Genomic DNA, 19,985 nt, shown 5'->3' with positions numbered 1-19,985 from the left:
GGAACGGAAATCAACAGATAGGTATAAAAAGCCGAAAATTAACAAAAAGGGAGCGGGTCTGCTGCCTTTTCTCTGGTAAAGAGGAGGTAATAATCGCTTGATTAAGCTAATTGTAAACGCAGATGATTTTGGGTATTCAAGAGGCATTAATTATGGAATTATTGATGCTCATAAAAATGGCATTGTTAATTCCACCACAATAATGATGAACATGCCTGGTGTGACGCACGCCGTGGAGCTCGCGAAAGCTAATCCAAATCTTCAAGTCGGGATTCATCTGGTCCTCACCTGTGGGAAGCCGCTTTTAACTGACGTTCCGTCACTAGTGAATGAGAATGGCAGTTTTAAACGCATTTCTGAATTCCAAGAGCAACGGGAGATATCGCTTGATGAACTGACTAGAGAGTGGAGTGCGCAAATTGATAAGTTTCTTGAAACAGGTCTTACACCGACTCATTTTGACAGCCATCATCATGTCCATACGATTCCGGAATTTTTACCGGTGGTGCAAATGCTGGCAAAAAAATACCATTTAAGTGCTAGACGTTTTTCATTGGATACAGTAGAGGGAGTTGCTGCATTTTCGGATGTGTTTTTACATGATTTTTATGGAGCGGGAGCGACCTATGATTACTTTGAGAAACTGGTCACACGTGTTCAAGACGGGCAAACGGTCGAAGTAATGTGTCATCCGGGTTATCTGGATCACGAGATTTTGAGTGGTTCCTCTTATGCAGAGGATCGTGTGAGGGAGACGGACATTCTGACTTCTATTAAACTGCCAAGAGGAATTAAATTGATTTAGCTATATTTAATTGCCTGAAATTTAGTTACATTAGGGGTTCCGGTATTTAGATAGCTGATAAATGACCGGAACCCTTAATTTTCCACTCTCATCTTTCATTAGGAATTAAGCATATTTAATTCAGGTTAATATTATATTAAAATAGTTTATTAGCTGTAAACGTTTTCAGGTAAATACCTATTCACCTTATATATTCCGATATTATCTTTTGAAAACATCGTCAAATATGGAAATAGACTATTTTTAGTAAAATTAACCACAATTCACATATTGTTCATTACTTCACAAATTATTATTAAAAATCTATGTTATGATGAATCCATAAACAAACAAGGAGTGATAAGACATGATGGTTTGTGAATGGAAGACCTTCTCTACAGATTCTGAAACTTATAGCCTGGATTTATTTGAAGAAACAGTAGAGGACGAATTTGAGGCGATGTATTTTAAAGAAAATGAAGAAATTCCCTCCTATATTTGGACAATTAATTACGTGATCATTGTAAAAAAATATTCGAAGGTTCTGTCGGACATATTATTTGAAAAGATTCCCCGTAATCCAGTTTGTGAATAACCATTTGTGAAAGAAGATTAAGTAGAAAACATTTTTTTTAATCAATTATGTGAAATGATTCACAAAATAACCAATAAATAGACACCTGAGAAAATACCCGCTTAATAGATTATTTTTTAAGATAATTTGTGAAAAGTTTCACAAATAATTAATCAAACGGAGGTATTACAATGGTAGTTGTAGAAAAGGCAGTTAAAGAAAAGCAAGATGTAACAGAGATGGTGGACCTACTGGTCGAGAATGGTCTAAAAGCTTTGGCTGAGTTCCGCAGCTTTGACCAAGAAATGATTAATGAAATTGTCAAAGAAATGGCCTTGGCAGGTCTTGACCAGCATATGCCGCTGGCGAAATTAGCGGTTGAAGAAACTGGGAGAGGCGTATACGAAGATAAAATCATCAAAAATATGTTTGCTACAGAATATGTCTATCATAATATTAAATACGATAAAACCGTTGGAATTATTAACGAAAATGAACATGAAGGCATAATTGAAATTGCGGAACCGGTAGGGGTTATTGCCGGAGTTACACCAGTAACCAATCCAACATCGACTACAATGTTTAAAGCACTTATATCGATAAAAACAAGAAATCCAATTATTTTTGCTTTCCATCCATCGGCACAAAAATGCAGCAGTGAAGCGGCCAGAGTCCTAAGAGATGCAGCCATTAAGGCAGGAGCACCAGAAAATTGTATTCAATGGATTGAAACACCGTCGCTCGAAGCTACTCAAGCCCTGATGAATCATACGAGAATTTCATTAATTCTTGCCACAGGCGGAGCGGGAATGGTGAAATCTGCATACAGTTCAGGTAAGCCTGCACTAGGTGTTGGACCAGGAAATGTCCCTTGCTACATTGAAAAAACAGCGAATCTTCAACAAGCAGTGAATGACTTAATTTTATCAAAGACCTTTGACAATGGGATGATTTGTGCCTCTGAACAAGCGGTTATTGTTGATAAAGAAATTTACGATCATGTTAAACAAGAAATGATTTCAAATAATTGTTACTTTTTAACTGAGGAAGAAAAAACGAAGGTCGAAAAATTAGTTATTAATGAACATTCTTGTGCCGTTAACCCTGATATTGTTGGCATGGCTGCCGCTAAAATAGCTAAGATGGCTGGAGTGAAGGTTCATGACGAAACAAAGATTCTTGTCGCAGAATTAACTGGAATTGGTCCTGAATTCCCACTTTCAAGGGAAAAATTAAGCCCCGTCCTTGCATGTTATAAGGTAAGTAGTCTTGAAGAAGGATTCAAACGAGCCGAGGAAATGCTGGAGTTTGGAGGTTTAGGGCACTCCGCTGTTATTCACACCACTGACCAATCTGTGATTAAGAATTTCGGCTTGCGAATGAGAGCGGGACGTATAATTGTCAACGCCCCATCCTCACAAGGTGCAATCGGTGATATTTATAATGCTTATATGCCGTCATTGACCCTTGGCTGCGGTACGTATGGCGGAAATTCTGTCTCAACAAACGTTGGTACCATTCATTTAATGAATATAAAAAAAGTAGCGAAAAGGAATATTAATATGCAGTGGTTTAAAGTACCATCTAAAATTTATTTCGAAAAAAACTCGACACAGTACTTAGCAAAAATGCCAAAAATTTCAAAAGCCTTTCTTGTTACAGACCCTGGAATGGTGAAATTAGGATATGTTGATAAAGTTCTATACTATTTAAGAAAACGTCCTGATTATGTGCATTGTGAAATCTTTTCAGAAGTAGAACCAGATCCGTCCATTGAAACGGTGATGAAGGGTGCAGAAATGATGGCTAATTTCCAGCCTGACGTAATCATTGCACTTGGCGGTGGTTCCGCAATGGATGCGGCCAAAGGAATGTGGTTGTTCTATGAACATCCAGAAACCGAATTCTTTGGCTTAAAACAAAAATTCTTAGATATTCGCAAACGGATTGTAAAATATCCTAATCTTGGCCAAAGAGCACAATTTGTGGCCATTCCTACCACTTCTGGAACAGGCTCGGAGGTAACGTCATTCTCGGTCATTACTGATAAAGAAGCAAATATTAAATATCCGTTGGCTGATTATGAATTAACTCCTGACGTTGCCATTATCGATCCGCAATTTGTGATGACGGTGCCAAAACACATTACCGCCGATACCGGATTGGACGTCTTGACACACGCTATTGAAGCATATGTGTCATGTATGGCAAATGATTATACTGATGGCCTCGCAATTAAAGCCATCCAACTCGTATTTGAGTACCTGCCTAGAGCCTACAAAAACGGCCAGGATGAAGAAGCTCGAGAAAAGGTTCATAATGCTTCAACAATTGCTGGTATGGCGTTCGCTAACGCATTTTTAGGAATAAACCATAGTCTTGCCCATAAACTTGGTGCCGAGTTCCATATTGCACACGGACGGGCAAATGCTGTACTTATGCCACATGTAATACGTTATAATGCCGCCAAGCCAAAGAAATTTACAGCTTTTCCGAAGTACAATCATTTCAAAGCTGACAAACGTTATGCTGATATCGCTAGAATTCTAGGATTACCTGCAAGTAACACCGAGGAAGGTGTAGAAAGCCTCGTTCAAGCCATTATTAAATTGGCGCAGGAATTGGAAGTACCAATGAGCCTTGAAGCAAACCAAATAAATAAAGCTGAATTTGAAAGCAAAGTTGACTACCTAGCAGATCGGGCTTTCGAAGACCAATGCACCACAGCAAATCCCAAACTTCCGCTAGTAACTGAATTAGCAGAAATTTACCGCCTTGCTTATAAAGGGGTATAACAATCGATGCCAATGCGAAAAATCAAACTAGATGATTTTTCGTATTGGCATTTTTATTTTTAGAATGAGGTGGAGATCTTGGGTTATAGAATTAAAGATGTGATGATTTCTGAAACAGAAATTAAAGAACGAGTGAAGCTGTTAGCAGAACAAATTGAAAAAGACTTCAATAATGAGGACATTATTTTAATCGTCGTCTTAAAAGGATCGTTTATCTTCGCTGCGGATTTGATTCGTGAGATGAAGGGGAATATTAATATTGATTTCATTTCCGTTTCAAGCTATGGGGACGAGACAGAGTCATCAGGGAAAGTAAGATTACTGAAGGACCTTGATGCAAATATTACCAATCAGAATGTCCTAGTTGTTGAGGATATTATCGACAGTGGTCTTACATTGCATTTCTTGCGCGGTCATTTAATAGCGCATAAGCCGAAACAAATAAAAATTTGCACGCTCTTAGACAAGCCTGAAAGAAGGCGAGTAGACTTGCCAGTTGATTATGTAGGCTTTGTCATCCCAGATGAATTCATTGTCGGCTATGGGATTGACTACGCACAAATGTACCGAAACTTACCATATATTTCAACCGTAGAGGAGTTTTAGATAGATTTAATGTGGTAAATTTTGCTGTTAATGGTAAGAATGATATACTTTTATTGTTAAACGTATCAAAGTAGGAGGAAAAAAATCATGTATACATCAATATCTGAATTTATTCAAGAATGGAATCAAGAGGCATCCTCTACACAAAAAGTGTTAGATGTTTTAACGGACCAATCACTTCAACAAGAAGTTTCCCCAGAAGACCGAACGCTAGGCAGAATTGCGTGGCATGTGGTTACGAGCACACCTGGAATGCTTAACGAATTCGGCATTACTGCTGAAAATGTGGAGAATGGAGATGTAGTACCGACCTCGGCGAAAATCATTGCTGACACTTTTCGAAAGGTTACTGCTGATACAGTCGAGGCAGTACAACAGCAATGGACGGATGCATCCTTAACCGAAATGAAAAACGTGTTTGGTATGGAAATGCCAAAAGGAGTGACACTCTCTCTTTTAATTAAACACATCATTCATCATCGCGGTCAAATGACAGTACTAATGCGCCAAGCTGGATTAAATGTACCTGGAGTATATGGACCAGCACGGGAAGAGTGGAGTCATATGGGGATGGAAGCGCCTGCGTTATAAAAGTACATACCGTTTATCGCTCAATCAAAAGTTAAAACGCTGATCATCAAAATACCGTTAATGCGCCAGCATTAACGGTATTTTTTCTTATAGAAGCAGGCTAGTGACACTCTATCTACATGCTAGCAGAATGATAGAGAATTGATGGCAGTATCCTAGCATGCTAAAAAATCTATCGATGGGAGTATTTCAAAAGAACTACTTAAAAAAATTGTTTAATAAATTTAACAAATTTTCTAGTATTTTCCTCAATATTCAACAAATTTATCTGAATTGAGTGTTAGCTTACTATATTAAATCTGCTATTATTTTGGTAAAATATGAATAGGAAAAAAATATACATACGATATATGATTATTTGTAACTAATCGATTGCAAGATTATAAAAATCTATGATTTTTTTTAATAGCGAGGCAAATAATTTAACGGATGATAAGTAGGAGGAATAATATGTGGGATTTTGACATGGATATAGATCAAGTAGCTAGAATAAAAGTAATTGGTGTTGGCGGTGGCGGAAATAATGCTGTCAATCGGATGATTGAAGGCGGAGTTCAAGGTGTCGAGTTCATTGCTGTCAATACAGATGCCCAAGCTCTAAATCTATCAAAAGCAGAAATTAAAATGCAAATTGGAGCACAGTTGACAAGAGGATTAGGTGCTGGCGCTAACCCCGAAGTTGGCAGAAAAGCGGTTGAGGAAAGCAGAAGACAGCTGGAGGACGTATTAAAAGGAGCCGACATGGTTTTCGTCACTGCTGGGATGGGTGGAGGTACAGGAACAGGTGCTGCACCTGCGATTGCTGAAATCTCCCGTGCCCTTGGTGCCCTGACAATTGGCGTTGTAACCCGCCCTTTTGGATTTGAGGGTCGTAAACGTGCTTCAAATGCAGCAAGTGGAATTGAGCTAATGAGTCAAGCAGTTGATACATTAATCATAGTTCCAAATGATCGCTTATTGCAAATTGTTGATAAAAGGACGCCGATGATTGAAGCGTTCCGAGAAGCGGATAATGTTCTTCGTCAAGGTGTTCAAGGGATTTCTGACTTAATAGCTGTTCCTGGATTAATAAATTTGGATTTTGCTGATGTTAAGACCATTATGAGTAATCAAGGTACGGCTTTAATGGGTATTGGTGTTGCAAAAGGTGATGGACGCGCAGTAGAGGCAGCAAAAAAGGCCATTTCTAGTCCTTTATTAGAAACGTCGATTGACGGAGCACAAGGGATTCTTATGAATATAACTGGAGGGAAAGACTTAAGTTTATATGAAGTGCAAGAGGCAGCGGACCTTGTCGCATCAGCAGCTGATAAAGATCTAAATATGATATTTGGTTCGATTATTAACGAAAATTTTAAAAATGAAATCATGATTACAGTGATTGCTACAGGTTTTGTTGATAAACTGGCACGAACCACTAGGCCGTCTACTCCAATTCAAAAAGAAGGAACATCAAGAATTCAGCAGGTCCATTCCCAGCCAAAACAAGAACAAGTGATTCATGAAGAGCCTTCGCATGATTATGGAAGCTATGGACAGGATACAGAGGAATCAATTGACATTCCGACGTTTTTGCGTAACCGAAACAGAAGAAATAGATAACATTTCCTAAAATTCTGGCGCAATGAGGACAGTGTGACGTGACAAAAGCCAAAGCATTGGAAACGTGTCGCGGTCTGCTATTACATTGCGCCATATATTTATTTAATTGTTGTAGTAACCTGCATCCACTTAAAAAAACCAAAATTTTAACAGATTTTAATGGATTAAATCATTAAAACCGACTTGACTTATAGGAATAGTAAAACTATTATTATATTAATCATTTTTTGACTGAAAATTGTGTACTGTAAGAATCTTTATTACAAGGCATGATAAATAAATGATCACAATCAGTTAATAATCCTTTGTGAGGTGGATTTTAGTGCAACTTCAAGTATTGAACAGTCCTTTTAATCAGGAGCAAGCAGAACTCCTAAACCGGATACTGCCTACGTTGACAGAATCTCAAAAAGTCTGGTTGAGCGGATTCTTGGCAGCAGCCCAATTTTCTTCGATTTCTGGGTCTGAAAATGCCCAGGTATCTGAACAACCGGGAGGAATCACAACACCGGTAATTTCTAAAGATGTGACCATCCTTTTTGGTTCACAGTCGGGTAACGCTCAGGGTCTTGCTAAGAAAGCGGGCAAGAAACTTGAGGCAGCTGGGTTCCAAGTAACTGTCTTATCAATGAGCGATTTTAAACCTAACAATTTAAAAAAGGTTGAAAATCTGCTGATCGTCGCTAGTACCCATGGCGAGGGCACTCCGCCAGATAATGCCATATCCTTTCATGAGTTTCTGCATGGAAAACGTGCTCCGAAACTAGACCATCTTCGTTTCTCAGTTTTGGCACTTGGTGACAGTTCGTATGAATTTTTCTGTCAAACAGGAAAAGACTTTGATGCACGGTTGGAAGAACTTGGCGGTACAAGGCTTTACCCACGCTTTGACTGCGATCTGGATTACGATGAGCCAGCATCTGAATGGCTTGCAGGTGTGCTTAGTAATTTAAAAGAAGCAGACGCTGGCAGCCAAGTTCCAGTTCAGGAACTGGTATCTCAAGCAGTAGAATCAACGTATTCAAGATCAAATCCATTTAAAGCAGAAGTATTAGAAAATATCAATCTGAACGGCCGCGGCTCAAATAAAGAAACGCACCACCTTGAGTTGTCGCTTGAAGGATCTGGACTTACATTTGAACCGGGAGATAGTCTTGGGATATATCCAGAAAATGACCCCGCGCTCGTTACCTCGCTATTAGAGGAAATGAACTGGGATCCAGAACAACAGGTGACTGTGAATAAAAAAGGAGAAATTCTCCCGCTTAAAGAAGCACTTACCACACATTTTGAAATTACGACGTTAACGAAACCGTTGATTGAGAAGGCAGCCCGTCTTACTGCCAATGAAAATTTACAGGAACTCCTCTCACCAGGTAATGAAGAGAAATTAAAGACTTATTTGGATGGACGCGACTTACTTGATTTAGTCCGTGATTTTACTCCTTGGGTTGGTTCAGCACAAGAGTTTGTCTCCATTCTTCGAAAAATGCCGTCCCGACTGTATTCGATATCAAGCAGCTTAGCGGCAAACCCGGATGAGGTTCATTTGACAATCGGAGCGGTTCGTTATGAGGCACACGGCCGGAAACGAAATGGGGTTTGTTCCATTCAGACAGCGGAGCGTCTGCAGCCAGGCGATACCGTGCCAGTGTATATCCAACATAATGAAAACTTCAAGCTTCCAAATAACCCAGAGGCTCCAATCATCATGGTGGGACCAGGTACTGGAGCAGCACCATTTCGTTCCTTTATGCAAGAGCGTGAAGAAATTGGGGCAGAAGGAAAATCATGGCTATTCTTCGGAGATCAGCATTTTGTGACGGATTTCCTTTATCAAACAGAATGGCAAAAATGGCTGAAAGACGGTGTATTATCGAAATTGGATGTTGCCTTTTCACGTGATACAGCTGAAAAAGTATATGTACAACACCGTATGCTTGAAAATAGTAAAGAATTATTTGAATGGCTTGAAGAAGGTGCTCATCTGTACATTTGTGGGGATGAAAAACATATGGCCCATGATGTTCATAATACATTAATTGACATTATTGAAAAAGAAGGCGGCTTAAGCCGTGAAAAAGCAGAAGAATATGTAGCCGATTTGCAGCAGCAAAAACGTTATCAGCGTGACGTATACTGATTTGGGATGGAAAGGAGTTTCACCATGGTTAATCAAATTTTAAAAGCGCCTGAAGGCCCTCCAAGTGATGTGGAAGGTATCAAAGAAAGAAGTAATTATTTACGCGGGACACTTAAAGAAGTAATGTTAGATCGGATAAGTGCTGGAATTCCTGATGATGACAACCGTTTAATGAAGCATCATGGCAGTTATTTGCAGGATGATCGCGACCTCCGCAATGAACGTGCCAAACAAAAGCTTGAACCAGCATACCAGTTTATGCTTCGTGTTCGCTTACCTGGCGGAGTTGCTACACCTGAACAATGGCTTGTCATGGATGAGCTCGCTCAAAGGAATGGGAATGGCACTTTAAAACTAACAACACGCCAGACATTTCAAATGCATGGGATTTTAAAGTGGAACATGAAAAATACGATTCAACAAATTCATTCCACTCTTTTAGATACGATTGCTGCATGTGGAGATGTAAACCGTAATGTTTTGTGTACATCTAATCCGTATCAATCTGATATCCATTCTGAAGTTTATGGTTTATCCAAAATGCTAAGTGATGATTTATTACCACGAACAAGAGCCTATCATCAAGTATGGCTTGATGAAGAAGTAGTGGCAGGTACTCCGGAAATTGAAGAAGTTGAACCAATGTACGGACCGCTTTATTTGCCGCGGAAGTTTAAAATCGGAATTGCTGTCCCTCCAGAAAATGATATTGATGTCTTTTCACAAGACCTGGGATTTATTGCCATTGTCGAAGACGGGAAGCTTATTGGTTTTAACGTCGCGATTGGTGGTGGAATGGGCAGTTCTCACGGTGACAAAGCAACTTATCCACAACTTGCTAAGGTCATTGGCTTCTGTAAGCCAGAGCAAATTTATGATGTTGCCGAGAAGACGATCACCATTCAGCGTGATTACGGAAATCGCTCGGTCAGAAAAAATGCTCGGTTTAAGTACACGGTAGACCGTCTGGGCCTTGAAACGGTGAAGGAAGAATTGGAACACCGTCTTGGCTGGAAACTGGAAGAGGCAAGACGATATCATTTCGACCATAACGGTGATCGTTATGGATGGGAGAAGGGCGTAAATGGAAAATGGCATTTGACATTGTTTATTCAAAACGGCCGCGTTGCTGATTTTGATGACTATAAGCTGATGACTGCTTTACGTGAAATTGCCAAAGTTCATACTGGTGAATTCCGTTTAACGACCAATCAAAACTTGATCATTGCCAATGTAACAGCACAGAAAAAGAAAGTTATAAACGAATTGGTTGAACAATATGGTTTGACCGATGGCAAGCATACTTCAGCCCTTCGCCGCAGCTCAATGGCCTGTGTGGCATTGCCAACCTGTGGATTAGCAATGGCTGAAGCTGAGCGCTATTTACCAGAACTAATTGATAAAATTGAAACGATCATTGATGAAAATGGCCTACGTGATAAAGAAATCACCATCCGGATGACAGGCTGTCCAAACGGCTGTGCCCGTCCGGGTCTAGGTGAAATTGCTTTCATGGGGAAAGCTGTAGGGAAATATAATATGTACCTTGGTGCTGCTTTTGATGGCAGCCGTCTAAATAAAATGTACCGAGAGAACATCGGTGAAGAAGAAATATTAAGTGAATTGCGAGTTTTACTTTCTCGCTATGCGACTGAACGAGAAGATGGAGAGCACTTCGGTGATTTTGTGATTCGCGCCGGCATCATTAAAGCTACAACAGATGGTACAAATTTTCACGATTAATAATTAAATGATAAAAAGACAGGCGAGCCCTGTCTTTTTTTGTTGCAATTCAGGAATGAAGCAATTAAAAAAGGCAAACATGTCTAAACACGTTTGCCTTTCACTATATATTGATTTATTAATAAACGATAAAGTTATCCGCGTCTTCCGCCTCTACCGCCACGTTTTGTTTCTGTGCTTCGTTTTAAGGTAGATAAATTCTCTTCACTAGACTTTAAAAACTTCGCAATTTTATCTTCGAAATTTTCCTTAGGTTTAAAATTACTCTTTGCACGGAAATCTTTAGAACGGTTATCTACTCTTCCCTGGCGTGGTGGACGTTGGGAATAAGATGAGGTTTGTCCTTCGGGCTTATCTATAGCTTTTTTGATGGACAAGGCAGTCTTTCCGTCCTTCTCACTAATTACTTTGACTTCAATTTGGTCGCCAACTTTTAAATGGTCATTTACGTCTTTTACATAGCTGTCAGCTACCTCACTGATATGAACTAACCCTGTTGTACCACCAGGCAATTCTACGAATGCCCCAAAACTAGTGATGCCTGTTACTTTACCTTGTACCTTTGTACCTACCTCGATTGACATAAAAAAATGTTCCTCCTCAATAATGTTACAACCACCTCATTATAACAAAAAGATAGGGATAATATCAATTCTTTCATTGGGTGCCTGACACCTTTTTTTACAACACCTCTCTTATTTAAAGTTTATAGATAGGCTATATGGAAAAGATTATAATGATTTCCATTTTTAGTTATTTGCTATTTTGGAATAGGAAAGGAGTGACGTGACATTGTCAGGTCCTAGTTTAAGAAAAAAAGATGCGCATTCGTCCATTCATGAAGCCGCACTAAACGAAGCAATCGAGTTACGAACATTATTTCAAAAATGCCTGGAAGATGGTGACAAGGAAAAGGCATTACAAGTAATAGAAGTTACGATTGAACATTGGGAATCTCGCACATTGAAACATGCCGAGGCGGAAGAGGAAGGGCTTTATAAAGATATTGTTGAAGCAAATCCAGATATGTTGACCACTGTAATCCAATTAACTCGAGATCATGACCTCATGCGGAGGATTGTAGACAATCTGAAAAATCTATTACAGTCAGATGAACCAAATCAACGGATGATTACATTATTAGATAGTCTGGTCATTATAGATCAAATCCATAATGACGATGAAATGAATAAACTTCTGGTTGAGGGAGAAAAATAAGCTTGGAAATTTTGGGTAATACAGGAAATGAGGGTGAAAATGAGCAAAAGACCAGAATTAGAGGAAAAGTTATTACGTTTTGCCGCACCAGCGTTGTACCAGCAAATGGCCGACACATTTTCGGATTATCATATCCATCCTTATGATATCCATGGTACGGTCAAAAGAAATGAATCTGGGTTCGAAGTCACTTTACGGTTTTCACAATCATTTTCACAGACAATGACAACACAAGTTACCTTGGAACAAGCGAGAGTCCCTGATGCTGACGTAGTTCAATTTTTTGCAGAGGCTGCCGAGAAATGTAAATCATTGTTAATCTCAAATTATTACAAAATGATTAAACTGTAGAGGGAGCTGACTAAATCATTGTTTTCCTTTGAAAATGATCCAATGCTAATCGACGATCGAGAGGATTTAATTGCTGTACTAAGGATGCGCTTTGGGGTTTTAAATGGTGAATTGATTCAGGAAATCTATGAAATTGAAGATATGAATACATTGCAGCGGCTTATACTTGCTGCAGCAAACGCACCCAGTTGGGAGATTTTTCTAGAGGAGTTTGAAAGCGGGAGTGACTCGTTTCGATTGTTGGGTGAAGAATTTAACCCATTGGCTGATATCCTGACAAGAAGGGGTGACACCGATGCAATCTAAAAAAAATAATCTGTTCCATTCTCTTAAACACTTAGTACGGGGTGAACGAATCAATGATGGCTGGACTGAAGAAAATCCTCGTCCACGGGATTGGGAAGAGGTTTACCGACGGCGCTGGCAGCATGATAAAATTGTCCGTTCGACCCATGGCGTCAACTGTACAGGTTCTTGCAGTTGGAAAATTCATGTGAAGGACGGCATTATCGCTTGGGAAACCCAGCAAACTGATTACCCGTCAACAGGTGAGGATTTTCCTGAATATGAACCAAGAGGCTGTCCGCGTGGTGCCAGTTTTTCCTGGTATACATATAGTCCCACTCGTGTGAAATACCCATATGTGCGCGGGGATTTATTTGCTTTGTGGAAGGATGAACTGACGAGGGCAAGTAACCCTGTTGAAGCCTGGGAAAATATTGTCACAGACCCGAAGAAACGGGAACAGTACGTAAAGGCCCGTGGTAAAGGCGGTTTTGTTAGAGGTACATGGAAAGAAGTATGTCAACTCATTGCTGCATCGACCATCTATACTATTAAAAAATATGGACCAGACCGTATTGTTGGTTTTAGTCCCATCCCTGCGATGTCCATGGTTAGTTATTCTGGTGGAACAAGATTTCTATCATTAATTGGCGGAACAATTTTAAGTTTTTATGATTGGTATGCCGATCTTCCTCCAGCATCACCACAAGTATGGGGGGACCAGACAGATGTTCCCGAGAGCGGTGATTGGTATAACACGAAATATTTCATCATTTGGGGTACAAATATACCGCAAACGAGAACTCCTGATGCCCATTTTATGGTGGAATCCCGCTATAACGGGACAAAAGTAGTAGGCGTTAGTCCAGATTATGCAGAATATGAAAAATTTGCAGATATGTGGCTGCCTGCCAAGGCGGGGACGGATGGAGCCCTTGCCATGGCCATGACCCATGTTATTTTAAAGGAATTTTATGTGGATAAACAAACACCGTATTTTATTGATTATGCTAAAAAATATACGGATTTGCCCTATCTTGTCCTTTTAACAAAAAAGGATGGCGGGTATCGCTCCGATCGTTTTCTTCGGGCCTCTGATATTTCACAGGAGGATAATTTAGCAGAATGGAAAACTGTTGTTTGGGATGGTAATCTAAAAAACTATGCAATCCCTAATGGCAGTCAAGGTTTTCGCTGGGATGAGGGTAACAAGTGGAATTTAGATATGACAGCAGAAGATGGTTCGGAAATAGATCCGAAGCTTAGTTTTTTTGATGAAAAAGATGATGTTGCGCTGGTCGAATTCCCTTATTTTGCAAAAGTAGAGGGTGGAACGAACAAACGTGGAGTTCCTGTGAAGAGGATAAAAGACCAGGATGGAAATGAATTGCTTGTTACGACCGTCTATGATCTCATGCTGGCTCATGTGGGGGTCAACAGAGGGTTGGAAGGAAATTATCCAGCAGATTATAACGATGAAAACAATCCTTATACACCTGCTTGGCAGGAGAGTATTACCGGTGTTAACAAATCCCATGTCATCCAGGTTGCTAGAGAATTTGCGGATAACGCAGCTCGTACCAATGGGAAATCCATGATTGCCATGGGTGGTGGAACGAATCACTGGTTCCATAGTGATCAAATTTACCGGTCAATTCTGAATCTCGTTTTGTTAACAGGTTCACAAGGAGTAAATGGCGGCGGCTGGGCCCATTATGTGGGACAAGAGAAGGTCCGTCCTTTAGAAGGTTTTGGGCAGATTGCGTTTGCGAATGATTGGGTGAAATCTCCACGCTTTATGAACGGGACATCCTTCTTTTATTTTGCAACGGAGCAATTTCGCTATGAATACGATGCGAACGATACCCAAACTGATTGGGGAAGCGAATATGCAAAAATGCATCCAGCCGACTTTAATGCGATGTCAGCACGCCTAGGCTGGCTGCCAAGCTTTCCACAGCTTTCGCAAAATTCATTGGAAGTAGTGAAGGAAGCGAGGTCACGCACCGTTAACGATTTGGCTTTGATTGACGATGTAGCGAAACAGTTAAAAGAAGGAAGACTTGATTTTGCGATTGAAAATCCAAATGACCCGCGTAATTTTCCGCGTGTATTTTTTAACTGGCGCTCGAATTTACTGGGTGACAGCGGAAAGGGTCACGAATACTTTGTTAAACATTTAATTGGCTCGAAGGATTCCGTCCTTTCTGAGGTTGAAAACTCTTGGCAGCCAAAGGATGTCAATATTACTGAGGATCCGCCCGAAGGTAAGACCGACCTGTTTATAAGTATGGATTTTCGCATGACCAGTTCAGGCCTGTTCTCCGATATCATTTTGCCTGCCGCAACATGGTATGAAAAACATGATATCAGCAGTACGGACCTGCATCCATTTGTTCACCCATTTAATGCGGCGATTAACCCGCCATGGGATACTCGTAGTGATTGGGATGCATTCAGAGAAATTGCCAAGGAATTTTCCGAACTTGCGAAGGAACATCTTCCCGCACAAGAGGACCTTATTATGTCACCGCTTGCGCATGATACGATTAATGAAATTGCCCAGCCATTCGGAAAGGTGAAGGACTGGCGCAAAGGTGAAGTTGATGCAATTCCAGGCAAAACCATGCCTAACTTTACGATTTTAAAACGAGATTATCCTCATGTTTATGATATGTGGATTACTGTTGGACCCAATATTAAAAACGGCTATGGAACAAAAGGTGTGCGGATACCAGGTGATAAAGTATATAAAGAATTAATGGACCGACTTGGACCATCTAAGCATGAAGGGATAGGAAAAGGCTATCCGGATTTATACACGGACAAGAAGGCGATCAATGCGATTCTCTTAATGTCAGGTGCCACAAATGGGAAACGTGCAGTTGAAGGCTGGAAATCCATGGAAGCAAAAACAGGTAAAAAGCTGGCTCATATTTCAGAAGGCCGTGAGGAAGAGGACTATACGTTAGATGCATTAACCATCCAGCCTCGTCAGGCCATATCGACCCCTGTTTGGAGCGGTCTTGAGAATGATAACCGCCGTTATTCGCCGTTCACAGTCAATAAGGAATACCATATTCCGTGGCATACACTAACAGGACGACAAAGTTTTTACCTTGACCATGAAGTCATGCTTGATTATGGCGAGGGACTTCCATTGTATATCCCGCCTATTTCTAAAGGACCATTTATTAAAGGTGAAAAGGAAGTCGAGAATCAAGGGAAATCTATTACTCTTCGTTATATGACTCCACACCAAAAATGGGGCATTCATACCATGTTCACTGATACGACCCATATGATTCAACTGTTCCGCGGTTGGCAGGTGGTTTGGATGAATGAAGAGGATGGCGCGGAAATTGGCATAAAGGATAACGATTGGATTGAACTATATAATCGAAATGGCGTCGTTGTTGCGAGAGCCGTATTAACATACCGGATGCCGCGCGGTGCAGTCTATATGCACCATGCACAGGATCGAACGATGGGTGTTCCGGGAAATACGATTAATAAAACGCGTGGCGGGACACATAACAGTGTCACGAGGATATACCCGAAAGCGACTCATATGATTGGCGGATATTCACAACTGAGTTATGGGTTTAATTATTATGGACCAACAGGCAGTCAGCGAGATACATTGACGATTGTCCGACCATTAAAGGAGGTCGATTGGCTTGAAAATTAAAGCACAAGTGGCAATGGTCATGCACCTTGATAAATGTATTGGCTGTCATACTTGTTCTGTTACGTGTAAGAATGTCTGGACCAACCGTCCTGGAATGGAGTACGTCTGGTATAACAATGTGGAAACGCGTCCAGGACCAGGGTATCCAAAGGAATGGGAAAACACCGATCGTTACAAGGGCGGCTGGGTCCTGCGAAATGGCAAATTACATTTAAGAGCAGGCGGACCGATCTCGAAACTAGCCAATATTTTTTACAATCCCAATATGGCAGAAATAGATGACTTTTACGAGCCATGGACCTATGATTTTCAACATTTGCATAAAAGTCCAAAGAAAGAAAATTTACCTGTGGCCCGGCCGAAGTCAATGATCACAGGACAGTATATGGATAAACCTGAATGGGGACCAAACTGGGATGATGACCTCGCAGGCGGTAAGGAAGTAGTACCAATGGACCCCAATGTCCAAAAACTTCAGGAACACATTGCAATGGAATATGAGAAAACGTTCATGATGTATTTGCCGCGAATTTGTGAGCATTGCCTTAATCCTTCCTGTGTGGCATCGTGTCCTTCCGGCGCATTGTACAAACGGGATGAAGACGGAATTGTCCTGGTCGATCAGGATGCCTGCCGGGGCTGGCGTTTTTGTATGAATGGCTGCCCCTACCATAAGGTGTATTACAATTGGAATACCCATAAAGCCGAGAAATGTAATTTTTGCTATCCAAGGACTGAAGCAGGTCTTCCAACGATTTGCTCGGAAACCTGTGTGGGCCGGATCCGCTATATCGGAGTGGTTTTATATGATGCTGACAGAGTCAAGGAAGCGGCTTCAGTCAAAGATCCAAAGGAATTATATGAGGCTCAGCTTTCCGTCTTCTTAGATCCATTTGACCCAGAGGTAATTGCCGAAGCGGAAAAACAGGGAATCAATCATAGCTGGATCCAAAGTGCACAGGCATCTCCGGTTTATAAGATGGCAATGAAGTGGAAGATCGCGCTGCCGCTTCACCCTGAATATCGGACATTACCAATGGTTTGGTATGTTCCGCCGCTCAGCCCGATCATGAATCATATTACCAATGAAAGTGAGTTAAGCGCGGATGGTTATATCCCTGCAGTGGATCAAATGCGAATTCCGATGGAGTATTTAGCGTCGATATTAACAGCCGATGATACCGATGTGATTCGCAGAGTATTGTTGAAGATGGCAGCAATGCGGGTATATATGCGTGCAAAAACAGTTGGCGGTGTAGATAAATTGAAAGTGAACAAGCTTTTAGAAGAAGCAAAAACAACGGGTGAGGAACTTGAAGAAATGGCTCGTTTACTTGCAGTTGCCAAATATAACGAACGATTTGTCATTCCAACGGGCCGACGTGAAATGGATGGGGATTTACATTATAAGCAGGGTTCATGCAGCATCGAAGACCTGGCTCCAGCCGAAGGAATGGTCACCTATCCATTTGAAAGAAGTGAGAGTCAATGACAAATGATGCTTCGGCTATTTTAGTCATCATGTCGAGAATATTAGATTACCCTAATGATGAATTTTTTAAAGAACGGTCAATTATTGAGGAATTTGTAAAAGCACATATTTCTTCGGAGGAAATTCGAAACGAAATTGAAGCGAGGATTTTTACTCTTTTCAAGATGGAACAAAAGGAGCTGCAAGAACTATATGTAGAAACATTTGATTATAAGGAAAAAACCAGCCTCTATTTAACCGCTCATGAACTGGGAGACAGCCGGAAGCGGGGCGCTGCCTTAATTAAATTGCAAAAACTCATTTGTGAAGGCGGCTTTGAATATGAAGGTAAGGAATTGGCTGATTATATTCCCATGCTGTTAGAGTTAGTGGCCGCAGCACCGGAGCATGAGAACTTCAACAGACTTTCGCAGCGCCTATCCTTTGCTATCCAGCGGCTATTAAACAACCTCTCGGACAGCAATCCCTATTACAAAGCCATTGATCTTTTGATGATGTTTGTATTTGAGGTGCCTGGAAAAGAGGAACTCATATTGTTGGAAAATGAACGAGAGGAAGCTGATTTGGATGAACTTCCTTATCCCGTTATGTATCGTTAGTAATTGAATGGATAGGCAGGTTTTAAAAGGGGGGATTTCTTTTGAAACCCAGGATTAGGCGGGTAATTCAGTTGCTTCTAAGTTAGTCTACGAAGGAGGTTGGAAATGGAATTCAGTTTTTGGTGGACGATTTTTCCATATATATGCGGTGCCATTCTCATCGTTGGGACATTCTATCGCTTTATTTTTCGAGGGAAAAGCTGGTATGCCCCTTCAACAGAGATTTTTGAAAAAAAATGGCTGCGAATCGGTTCAGTCCTTTTCCATTATGGGATAATTTTTGCCTTTATTGGGCATATAATGGGTGTCTTAATTCCAATTGGGTTCTATGAAGCCATAGGAGTTAATGACCATCTCTATCATTTTGGTGCCATTGCAGGCGGTGGGGTTGCAGGACTTATGGTTGTCATCGGCTTAGTGGTCATGATTATTCGAAAGTTTTCTTTTCCAAAGGTACGTGTTCATACGACATTTGGAGATTATTTCACGATAGTGCTATTACTCATCATCGCGGCCATAGGTACCTATATGACACTCATTTATAGTTACACCGTGGTAGCCTACGAGTATCGATTAACGATTGGCCCATGGTTTCGGAGTTTATTCACCTTTCAGCCGCTCTCAGAGCTTATGCTGGGGATTCCTACCATATTCAAGGTCCATGTAATTTTATCATTCATACTGTTCGCATCCATACCGTTTACACAACTCGTCCATATGTTTAGTTTTCCGGTACGCTATCCAACTCGTGCTCCGCAGCAATACCGATCACGCGATGGGTACGATAAAAGTTAATATGGTGCCTGACACCAAAAGAATCGTATGAAAAAACAGCCTTTGGGCTGTTTTTTGTGCGACCGGCAGGACGCTGCATTATCTTTCCACTAAAGCATTTAAGTTCGAAAATTCGCAAAATAAATATTAATGAAAGCGTATGCTATAATGAGGGAAAAACAACAGCAAGGGGTAATCGCTATGTTGAAAGACATTTTTATGAGCTTATCACAAAATCAATTTTTAAATAGTACAGCTAAAAAATATGGCTTAAAACTAGGGGCACAAAGTGTCGTAGCCGGTACCAATATACCTGAAGTAATCCAAAGTATTAAAGAATTGAATGCACATGGCATTTCATGTACAGTTGATAACTTAGGAGAATTTGTTTTTAAAGAAGAAGAGGCGACTCAAGCAAAAGAACAAATACTTAACGTCATCGATGCGATTCACGAGCATAAAGTGGATGCACATATCTCCTTAAAACCAACGCAAGTAGGATTAGATATTGATTATCAATTTTGTTTAAATAATGTAAGAGAAATCGTTGATAAAGCAAATCAATTTGATATTTTTGTCAATATTGATATGGAGGACTTCAAACACCTTGAACCAACCTTTAATTTATTGGACGACCTATCGTTAGAGTATAATAATGTCGGGACTGTAATTCAATCCTATTTTCACAATGCACAAGAATACCTTGAAAGATATCAAAATTTCCGTATTCGTCTTGT

Annotated in this window: 17 protein-coding genes; 16 read left to right on the top strand and 1 reads right to left on the bottom strand. The window is 40.6% G+C overall.

Annotation, left to right across the window (positions count from 1 at the left end):
- Positions 1-97: 97 nt before the first annotated feature.
- The 8 genes from chbG to cysI all read left to right on the top strand — a co-directional run bounded on the left by chbG (position 98) and on the right by cysI (position 10,838).
- Entirely contained in the window at positions 98-805 is a 708-nt protein-coding gene (gene chbG / locus COJ96_RS23235; RefSeq protein ID WP_098576183.1) for a chitin disaccharide deacetylase, read from the top strand.
- Positions 806-1,151: 346 nt separating this feature from the next.
- The gene (locus COJ96_RS23230; protein WP_098576182.1) at positions 1,152-1,379 is read left to right on the top strand and encodes a hypothetical protein; all 228 of its coding nucleotides are present in this window, start codon (positions 1,152-1,154) and stop codon (positions 1,377-1,379) included.
- Positions 1,380-1,549: 170 nt separating this feature from the next.
- On the top strand, positions 1,550-4,153 hold the full coding sequence (gene adhE, locus COJ96_RS23225; RefSeq protein WP_098576181.1) for a bifunctional acetaldehyde-CoA/alcohol dehydrogenase: 2,604 nt from the start codon (positions 1,550-1,552) through the stop codon (positions 4,151-4,153).
- Positions 4,154-4,231: 78 nt separating this feature from the next.
- Positions 4,232-4,759 (top strand): hypoxanthine phosphoribosyltransferase, encoded by a 528-nt coding sequence (hpt, locus tag COJ96_RS23220; RefSeq protein WP_098576180.1) that lies wholly within the window; start codon positions 4,232-4,234, stop codon positions 4,757-4,759.
- Positions 4,760-4,846: 87 nt separating this feature from the next.
- On the top strand, positions 4,847-5,350 hold the full coding sequence (locus COJ96_RS23215) for a DinB family protein (RefSeq protein ID WP_098576179.1): 504 nt from the start codon (positions 4,847-4,849) through the stop codon (positions 5,348-5,350).
- Positions 5,351-5,800: 450 nt separating this feature from the next.
- Complete coding sequence (gene ftsZ / locus COJ96_RS23210; RefSeq protein WP_098576178.1) at positions 5,801-6,952, top strand: cell division protein FtsZ; 1,152 nt, start codon at positions 5,801-5,803, stop codon at positions 6,950-6,952.
- Positions 6,953-7,274: 322 nt separating this feature from the next.
- Entirely contained in the window at positions 7,275-9,095 is a 1,821-nt protein-coding gene (locus COJ96_RS23205; RefSeq protein WP_098576177.1) for an assimilatory sulfite reductase (NADPH) flavoprotein subunit, read from the top strand.
- 24 nt (positions 9,096-9,119) lie between these two features.
- Positions 9,120-10,838 carry an assimilatory sulfite reductase (NADPH) hemoprotein subunit gene (cysI, locus tag COJ96_RS23200; RefSeq protein ID WP_098576176.1) on the top strand — a complete coding sequence of 573 codons (1,719 nt, stop codon included), beginning with the start codon at positions 9,120-9,122 and terminating at the stop codon, positions 10,836-10,838.
- Positions 10,839-10,972: 134 nt separating this feature from the next.
- Here the strand turns inward: cysI and COJ96_RS23195 are convergent, their stop codons facing one another.
- Positions 10,973-11,422, bottom strand: coding sequence for a S1 domain-containing RNA-binding protein (locus COJ96_RS23195; protein ID WP_026567489.1), 450 nt, complete (start codon positions 11,420-11,422; stop codon positions 10,973-10,975).
- A 208-nt stretch (positions 11,423-11,630) separates the two neighbouring features.
- On the opposite strand from COJ96_RS23195, the gene COJ96_RS23190 reads away from it, so the two are divergent.
- The 8 genes from COJ96_RS23190 to COJ96_RS23155 all read left to right on the top strand — a co-directional run.
- Entirely contained in the window at positions 11,631-12,056 is a 426-nt protein-coding gene (locus tag COJ96_RS23190) for a hemerythrin domain-containing protein (RefSeq protein ID WP_098576175.1), read from the top strand.
- Between the two features lie 39 nt (positions 12,057-12,095).
- Positions 12,096-12,407, top strand: a complete 312-nt coding sequence (locus tag COJ96_RS23185; RefSeq protein WP_180230227.1) for a hypothetical protein — start codon at positions 12,096-12,098, stop codon at positions 12,405-12,407.
- A gap of 18 nt (positions 12,408-12,425) precedes the next feature.
- Positions 12,426-12,713 carry a hypothetical protein gene (locus COJ96_RS23180; protein WP_098576174.1) on the top strand — a complete coding sequence of 96 codons (288 nt, stop codon included), beginning with the start codon at positions 12,426-12,428 and terminating at the stop codon, positions 12,711-12,713.
- Positions 12,703-16,383, top strand: a complete 3,681-nt coding sequence (locus COJ96_RS23175) for a nitrate reductase subunit alpha (RefSeq protein ID WP_098576173.1) — start codon at positions 12,703-12,705, stop codon at positions 16,381-16,383. Before COJ96_RS23180 ends, COJ96_RS23175 begins: the two co-directional genes overlap by 11 nt.
- Positions 16,373-17,875: a nitrate reductase subunit beta gene (narH, locus tag COJ96_RS23170; protein WP_098576172.1), complete on the top strand. Its 1,503-nt coding sequence runs from the start codon at positions 16,373-16,375 to the stop codon at positions 17,873-17,875. The genes COJ96_RS23175 and narH overlap by 11 nt, the downstream gene beginning before the upstream one ends.
- On the top strand, positions 17,872-18,474 hold the full coding sequence (gene narJ / locus COJ96_RS23165) for a nitrate reductase molybdenum cofactor assembly chaperone (protein WP_098576171.1): 603 nt from the start codon (positions 17,872-17,874) through the stop codon (positions 18,472-18,474). The genes narH and narJ overlap by 4 nt, the downstream gene beginning before the upstream one ends.
- 105 nt (positions 18,475-18,579) lie before the next feature.
- Positions 18,580-19,269, top strand: coding sequence for a respiratory nitrate reductase subunit gamma (gene narI, locus COJ96_RS23160; protein ID WP_098576170.1), 690 nt, complete (start codon positions 18,580-18,582; stop codon positions 19,267-19,269).
- 180 nt (positions 19,270-19,449) lie between these two features.
- On the top strand, positions 19,450-19,985 hold a 536-nt coding region (locus COJ96_RS23155), incomplete at its 3' end, for a proline dehydrogenase family protein (protein WP_180230226.1).

The organism is Bacillus sp. AFS073361 (genome assembly GCF_002567005.1).
Taxonomy (GTDB): domain Bacteria; phylum Bacillota; class Bacilli; order Bacillales; family Cytobacillaceae; genus Neobacillus.
This window is presented reverse-complemented; position numbering and strand designations above follow the sequence as displayed.